Source organism: Cesiribacter andamanensis AMV16 (assembly GCF_000348925.1).
GTDB lineage: Bacteria > Bacteroidota > Bacteroidia > Cytophagales > Cyclobacteriaceae > Cesiribacter > Cesiribacter andamanensis.
The window spans coordinates 1-6,923 of record NZ_AODQ01000183.1; the positions used below are offsets into that span (position 1 = coordinate 1).

Consider the following 6,923-nt stretch of genomic DNA (forward strand, 5'->3'; position numbering starts at 1 on the left):
GGCAGGATCAGGGTGGTGTAATCATATCCGTAAACGATTCGGGCCTGGGAATATCTGCGAAGAAAACAGAACGTATCTTCGACCATACGGAGCTGGACAGCACCAAAGGTACCCATGGTGAATCGGGCACCGGCTTAGGACTGCCCCTGAGCAAGGAGATGGTAGAGCTTAATGGAGGCCGCATCTGGATAGACAGTACCGAGGGCATGGGCAGCACTTTTCATGTATGGCTGCCTTCCGCAGCGAGCGCTCAACCGGCTGCCTCCGGTCAGGATACTGCCCCTGAACAACAGCAGACACCTTCACAGGCGCAGGCGGGCTTAATTTCACCTGACAGCCCTGGCTCCTGACATCCTTTTGGTTGACACAGGGCGGCCCGGCAGGGCCTTTGCCCTTTTGCCTGTTTTACAGCAGCTTGCGGGCCTGCAAACTAGCTCAAAACCTTACATATGCCAGTTCTTGCCCCTCTATGAGCCTCTTTTGCAGCACTAAATATGCGAAAATTTGCGTTGAGAGGGCAAATCAGGCACAATACCACACAGCAGGTGAAAACAGCAGGCATGGAGATTCTGGAAATCTGGAAATGGGCATCGAGTAGCGGTCTGCATGAGGGCCTGAGCACCTATGAAAAGGGGCTGGTAAAGCTCACCAACAAGACGGCCCTGCTGATGCTGGGTATTGTAAACCTGCTGCTGCTCCCCATTGCTGTTTTCGGGCAGATGACAGCTCCCATCCTGCTGATCAATTCGGCTTTTTACCCCCTGGCGCTGTACCTCAATTACAAACGCCAGTACCAGCTCTCCCGGCATTACCTGCTGGGCCTGCTGTATTCCATGCTCATCCTGGTTACCCTGTTCAGGGGGCTGGAGAGCGGCATCCTGTTTGTGACCATCCCTACCCTTCTGCTTAGTTTTCTGTTCTTTCAGCGCAAACGGGCCCACTACCTGCACCTGGGCCTGCTGGGCCTGTTCCTGATCTTTGCCTTTGTCTATACCAGCCTGAGCACCCCGCTGGCCCCCTATGCCCCCTGGGCCGTGAGGTTCTTCTACCCTATACACCTTATCATCAGCCTTACGCTCACCATTGCCTTTATCAACTTCTTTCTGAAGGTGAACCGGGATTACCAGCGGGAGCTGCAGGAGCTGAACATGACCAAGAACAAGCTGTTTTCCATTATTGGCCATGACCTGAAGGGGCCCCTCAACAGCCTGAACGGGGTACTGGGCCTGCTGAATAACAAGTATATGAGCCAGGAGGAGTTTTACCAGCTCTCCGGCAAGCTGCAGGAAAGCACCCAGAGCCTGCACAGTACGCTGAACACCCTGCTGCAATGGTCACTTACCCAAATGAAGGGCATCAGTGCTCATCCCCAAGCCCTGGATGTGCGGGAGGTGGTGCAGCAGCTGCTCCCCCTGTACAGCGAAACGGCCCAGCAGAAAGACATTCGCCTGACGGTAGCCATTCCGGACCAGCGCTGGGGCTACGTTGACCCCAACCACCTGGCCCTGGTGCTGCGCAACCTGATCGGCAACGCGCTGAAGTATACCCCTGCAGGCGGCTCCATCATCATCAGTGCAGAGGTGGTTGCCAAACAGCTGGTGCTGGCCGTGGCGGATACCGGCATTGGCCTGCCCGAGGAAGGGGTAGCCGCCCTGTTTAGCCCTGGCATCAACAAGAGCCGCAAGGGCACGCAGGGCGAAAGCGGTACCGGGCTGGGTCTGCTGCTTTGCCAGGAAATGGTGATCCTGAACGGCGGGCAGCTGTGGGCCACCAGTACGCCGGGTAAGGGAAGCACGTTTTATGTGGGCCTGCCGCTGGCTAACCCGCAAGAAGAAAGCCCCCGGCCCGTAGCCAGTACAGGCATGCTGGCCCCTGCGCTTTAAACCAGCCTACAGCACCTGCTGGCTGAGTACCTTGTATACGGCCTGCAGATCGTCATTTTTCCGGAATTCCTTGCAGATGGGCTGGGCCATGCCCCGCACCCATATCTTCAGCTCCGAATCGAGCTCAAAGGTTCCCGCCGTTTCAATGGAATAAAAAGAGATGCTCCGGTAGGGAATGCACAAGTACTCGGCCTTGCGCCCTGTAAATCCCTGCTGGTCTACCAGAATAAGGCGCTTGCTGGTAAAGACAAAAAAATCGCGGATGCTGCGGTAGGCATGCTGAATGCTTTCGCCTTCAATGAGCATATACCCAAATTTCTTCTGAACCTCCTCCTGGCTCATGCTGCTGCTGGTGCCCAGCAGGGCGTTGAAAAGTCCCATAGTGATCTGTTTTCTCGTTTAAATTTCCCTAAGGTACAAAACCCCAGCCGCCACACAAAGGGGCAGCCTGGGGTAAACGGCGGGTAATCCCTCCAAGAGGAGTGCAGGCCTTAAGCAGGAGTTTCTATCTTTTCTTCTCGTTCTCTGAGGGGCTGCTGCTGTTCACTGGCGGCTATAATGGCCGCTACGGCTACATCGCCGGTTACGTTTACCACCGTCCTGAACATATCCAATATACGGTCTACCGCCAGAATCAGCGCAATGCCGGCTGCAGGCACCCCAATGGCTTCCAGAACAATTACCAGCATGACCAAGCCTGCACCCGGCACGCCGGCAGAGCCAATGGAGGCAAGGGTGGCCGTAAGCAGAATCATGAGCTGATCGCCCAGGCTAAGATCGATGCCCAGGGCCTGCGCAATGAATACAGCTGCAACCCCCTGGTAGAGGCTGGTGCCATCCATGTTGATGGTTGCGCCTAGGGGGAGCACAAATGAGCTTACCTCTTCGCTCACTTCCAGTTCCCGTTCGGTACGCTGCATGGTAAGCGGCAGGGTGGCATTGCTGGAGGATGTACTAAAGGCCAGCAGCTGCACCGGCCGTATGGCCTCAAAGAATTTCTGTACCGGTATGGTGGTAAAGAAGCGCAACATAAGGGGGTAGACGACCAAGACCATTAGGGCCAGGCCCAGCAGCACGGTTCCGGAATACCAAAGCAGGCCTGAAAGCAGACTAAAAGCGCTTTCAATATTGTCGCCGGCAGTTTCGGTGATCAGCGAGGCTATGAGGGCAAAAACGCCAAGGGGGGCCAGCAGCATTACCAGCTCCACCATTTTGAGCACAGCCTCATTTAAGCCGTCAAAAAAAGCCAGTACAGGTGTACGCTTTTCCTGCTGCACCTTAATAAGGGCAATCCCCATGAGAACGGCAAAAAACACCACCTGCAGCATGCGGGTATTATCCGAAAATGCGGCGGTGATGTTATCCGGCACCATGTCGATCAGAGGCTGGATCACCGACTGCTTTTTAAGCGCTTCGGCAGAGCCCAGCCGGCTTTCGGTACCGGCGCTGTACAGGCTCATCAGGTTCTGCCGGGTTTCTTCAGGAAGTTTGGTCCCGGGTTCCACAAGGTTTACCAGCAGCAGGCCCAGCGTAATGGCTACAATGGTTGTACCCATGTAAATAGCAATGGTTTTACCTCCTATGCGGGAAAGCTTGCGCACATCGCTCAGGCTAGCCACCCCCAGCAGCAGCGATGCCAGCACCAGGGGCACCGCTATCATCTTTAACAGATTGATGAAGATGGTGCCGATAGGTTTGATAAAGTTGGTAGTAAAAGCGGGGTCAAGTTGCAGATATGCACTCACCAGGCCCCAGACAAGGCCCAGCAAGAGCCCAATACCTATCTGCAGGTAGAGCGGAAGCTGTGGTATACGCCGCATGGCGGGCGAAATTGTGTAGATAAATTACCACCAATCTACAGAGAAAGAACTTGTCTTTATTGGATGCCGGGGAGAAAAATTTTACAGCTGAGCTATCCGTTCAATTGTGCCAAATTACCGTATAAGGCAGGTTAATTTCCCAGATCGATGAGCCTGGCCGGACGCACAACAGACCTGGGAAGCAATACATAAATTTTGACATCAGAAGCCATTTTCAGAACATAGATACGCTAAACGTCTTCCCTGCCTAGATCTGGCAGATCCCGGGGGGGCGGCCTTTTCCAAAGGGGCTCAAGCGTTAACACCTAGGGGGGTGTTAAACCCAATCCAAAACTCGGTAAGCCCGTCGGGCAGCGTTTGCAGGGAGAAGGGGAACTGGTGATTGCGCAGGATTTCGCGCACCAGCATCAGGCCAATGCCCTGGCCCTGGGGCTTGGTGCTGTAAAAGGGGGTAAAGAGCTTTTTCTGCACTTCAGGCGGGATGCCGGGGCCGGTGTTGAGGATGCGCAGGCCTGCGGGCTCCAGCCGGATGTCTACCCTACCCCCTCTGCCGGCAGCTTCCAGCGCATTTTTGATCACATTCACCAGCACCTGCTCCAGTTGCTCCCGGTCCAGTTGCACTACCAGGGGTTCATCAGGCAGGTGTAGCTGCAGGCTTACCCCCCCTTTTAGGGCCTGCGATTCCATAAAGCGGTGCATGTACTGCAGCAGGTCCTGCAGCTCGGTGGGCTCCCGGCGGGGCTGGGGGATCTTGACCACATCGGCAAAATTGCCCATGAATTTAGACAGGCGCAGGTTACGGTTTACCGCTACGCCAATGGCGTCTTTAAAATCATCGCTCATGCCATTATGGGCGGCTACGGACTGCAGAATGGAGTTTACGGCCCCTATGGAATTGTTCACCTCGTGTGACATCATGCGGATCACCTTGTCGTAGGCGCCCTTTTCGGTGCGCAGGATCTCTTCGGTAAGCTCCTCTACCATGATAAACTGCCGCTCAAAGCCCCGGTCGATAAAGCGGGACTTGATGCAGCGGTAAAAGCGGTTGCCACTGGCCTGGATCACCCGGGCCCTGTCGGTCCCCAGCTCGCTGAGCTCCCACCCAAAGGGGGGCAGCAGCTCCTGCAGGGAGCGCCCCTGCACAGCCGCTACAGACTGGCCCAAAATGCGCTCGGCAGCCCCATTGAGGGAGTAGATGTGGCCATCAAGATCCAGCAGCATAATGCCAGCCGGTGAGGCGCTGATGAGCTTCTGCAGCAGGTAGTGCTGCTCGGTCAGGTGGGTGCGCTCCAGCCGCAGCTGCTCGATCATCTGATTATAGACCTCGATGAGGGCATCGAGCTCCCGCTGCCCAACCCGGTTAAACTGCACGGAAAAATCTTTCTGCTTGAGACTTTCGGCGCCGGAGGCCATCAGCTGTACCGGCACAATAAAGGCCCTGTACATGCGCCAGGCCAGGTAGAGGGAGGCCAGTATGGCCAGCTCCGAGGCCAGAAACCAGAGGGGCTTGTCCCGCAGCAGCAGCAGGGACAGGACAAAAAATAGGGAATGCAGTACTCCCAGGTACAGGAAATACTTAATGGGCAGCCTCATGGGGGATGTTGTATTTCTCCAGGCGCCGGTACAGGGCGCCCCGGCTCAGGCCCAGGGATTTGGCTACTTTGCTCATGTTCTCCTTGTGCAGCAGCATGGCCTGCAGAATCATGGCCTTCTCCATCTCATCCAGCGACATCAGGGGCAGGCTGCCGTTGCCGGCCTGTAAGGGCATGGCCTGCTGCTGGTGTTTGCCAGGCTGCAGCAGGGCCTGAAAATCGGCGATACCCAGCTGCTGGTGAGGGCTCAGCAGCACCACGCGCTCTACCAGGTTCTTCAGCTCCCGAATATTGCCCGAAAAGGCCTGTTCCCTTAGCCAGCGCAGGGCATCAGGGGCTACTTCCAGCTCAGGGCGGTTGTAGATCTCCCTGAGGTTGCGCACATAATGGTTTACCAGCAGGGGAATATCGCCGGGACGCTCCCGCAGGGCCGGCAGGCGCACGGTAATGAGGTTGATGCGGTAGAAGAGATCTTCCCGGAACTGCCCCCTGGCCACCATTTCTTCCAGGTTGCGGTTGGTGGCGCAGATCACCCGCACATCCACGGTGCGGGTTTTGGAGTCGCCCAGCACCTCGTAGGTGCGGTCCTGCAGCACACGCAGCAGCTTTACCTGGCTGTTGGCATCCAGATCGCCAATTTCGTCCAGAAAAATGGTACCCCCATTCGCCAGTTCAAAGCGGCCTATGCGGTCGTTTTGGCATCGGTAAAGGCGCCACGCTTGTGGCCAAACATTTCACTCTCAAAGAGCGAGGCCGATATGCCGCCCAGGTTTACTTTTACAAAGGGCTTGTTGTAGCGGTGGCTGTTCAGGTGCACGGCTTCGGCAATCATTTCCTTACCCGTGCCGCTCTCCCCCATGACCAGGATGGAGGCATCGGTGGCGCTCACCTTGCCTACAGTTTCCAGCACCTGCATAAAGCCTGCATCTTCGCCCACAATGGCATCAAAATCAAAGCGCTTGTTGAGAGCTGCGCGGTTGAGGCCCACCTCCGAGGGCTCCTCGCGCTTCTGTCGGGCCAGGGTCAGCACGGTTTTGACCGATTGCAGAAAGTGATCGTTCAGCCAGGGCTTGTTGATAAAGTCGGCAGCACCCAGTTTCATTCCCTCCACGGCCAGGGGTACGGAGCCCCAGGCGGTAATCAGGATCACCGGCAGCTGGGGATAGCGCTGCTTAAGGGTCTTCAGAAACGCGATCCCTTCTTCTCCGCTGGTTTCAATGCTGAAGTTCATGTCGGCGATCATCAGCTCGGGCTCCTTTTGGCTCAGCAGGTCCAGGGCCTCATCGGGATGGGCGGCACTTTGCACAAGGTAGCCACCCTGCCGGAGCAGCAGGCTTAGGGATGCCCGTACGGCCTCATCATCATCTACCAGGAGGATCATAAGAGTAAATATGAAAATTTTCAGAACATTAAATAGAGGGGTACGCTACAGTATTTTACAGTCAGGCAGCCTTGAACTTGGATGATGGACGATAGACAATGGACGTTGGACAATGGATGTTGGACCGGGCGGCGTTCCGCAATGGACCGGGCGGCGTTTCGTAATGGGCCGGCGGCGTACCGCAATTGCCCTCGGCAAACTGCGATGGGCAATTTTTGGTGACGTATCCTGTTGTTGGTGTTTGCAC

7 protein-coding genes and 1 pseudogene are annotated in these 6,923 nt (G+C 56.1%); 2 read left to right on the plus strand and 6 right to left on the minus strand.

All coding sequences use genetic code 11. The features are described from left to right. Both ADICEAN_RS19740 and ADICEAN_RS21630 read left to right on the plus strand, forming a co-directional pair. On the plus strand, positions 1 to 350 hold a 350-nt coding region (locus ADICEAN_RS19740; protein ID WP_040398438.1), incomplete at its 5' end, for a sensor histidine kinase. 210 nt (positions 351 to 560) lie between these two features. Further along, positions 561 to 1,883 carry a sensor histidine kinase gene (locus ADICEAN_RS21630; protein WP_051068912.1) on the plus strand — a complete coding sequence of 441 codons (1,323 nt, stop codon included), beginning with the start codon at positions 561 to 563 and terminating at the stop codon, positions 1,881 to 1,883. A gap of 6 nt (positions 1,884 to 1,889) precedes the next feature. On the opposite strand, the gene ADICEAN_RS19750 is transcribed toward ADICEAN_RS21630, so the two are convergent. The 6 genes and pseudogenes from ADICEAN_RS19750 to ADICEAN_RS23455 all read right to left on the minus strand — a co-directional run. Beyond that, positions 1,890 to 2,264: a PH domain-containing protein gene (locus ADICEAN_RS19750; RefSeq protein WP_009197435.1), complete on the minus strand. Its 375-nt coding sequence runs from the start codon at positions 2,262 to 2,264 to the stop codon at positions 1,890 to 1,892. Between the two features lie 110 nt (positions 2,265 to 2,374). Continuing rightward, positions 2,375 to 3,703, minus strand: a complete 1,329-nt coding sequence (locus tag ADICEAN_RS19755; RefSeq protein WP_009197436.1) for a dicarboxylate/amino acid:cation symporter — start codon at positions 3,701 to 3,703, stop codon at positions 2,375 to 2,377. A gap of 291 nt (positions 3,704 to 3,994) precedes the next feature. Beyond that, complete coding sequence (locus tag ADICEAN_RS19760) at positions 3,995 to 5,296, minus strand: sensor histidine kinase (protein ID WP_009197437.1); 1,302 nt, start codon at positions 5,294 to 5,296, stop codon at positions 3,995 to 3,997. Further along, a complete protein-coding gene (locus ADICEAN_RS23995; RefSeq protein ID WP_449384786.1) occupies positions 5,280 to 5,420 on the minus strand; it encodes a helix-turn-helix domain-containing protein in 141 nt (46 codons plus the stop codon). Before ADICEAN_RS23995 ends, ADICEAN_RS19760 begins: the two co-directional genes overlap by 17 nt. A gap of 17 nt (positions 5,421 to 5,437) precedes the next feature. Then, a pseudogene (locus tag ADICEAN_RS23790) lies at positions 5,438 to 6,676 on the minus strand (sigma 54-interacting transcriptional regulator); the annotation flags it as partial. A 61-nt stretch (positions 6,677 to 6,737) separates the two neighbouring features. Further along, the coding region (locus tag ADICEAN_RS23455; protein WP_236612965.1) for a hypothetical protein at positions 6,738 to 6,923 on the minus strand (186 nt) is incomplete at its 5' end.

What these genes read in the sequence shown, in the direction of transcription:
- ADICEAN_RS21630 (WP_051068912.1), top strand. Translation starts at nt 561, where the DNA reads ATGGAGATTCTGGAAATCTGGAAATGGGCATCGAGTAGCGGTCTGCAT.
- ADICEAN_RS19750 (WP_009197435.1), bottom strand. Translation starts at nt 2,264, where the DNA reads ATGGGACTTTTCAACGCCCTGCTGGGCACCAGCAGCAGCATGAGCCAG.
- ADICEAN_RS19755 (WP_009197436.1), bottom strand. Translation starts at nt 3,703, where the DNA reads ATGCGGCGTATACCACAGCTTCCGCTCTACCTGCAGATAGGTATTGGG.
- ADICEAN_RS19760 (WP_009197437.1), bottom strand. Translation starts at nt 5,296, where the DNA reads ATGAGGCTGCCCATTAAGTATTTCCTGTACCTGGGAGTACTGCATTCC.
- ADICEAN_RS23995 (WP_449384786.1), bottom strand. Translation starts at nt 5,420, where the DNA reads ATGGAGAAGGCCATGATTCTGCAGGCCATGCTGCTGCACAAGGAGAAC.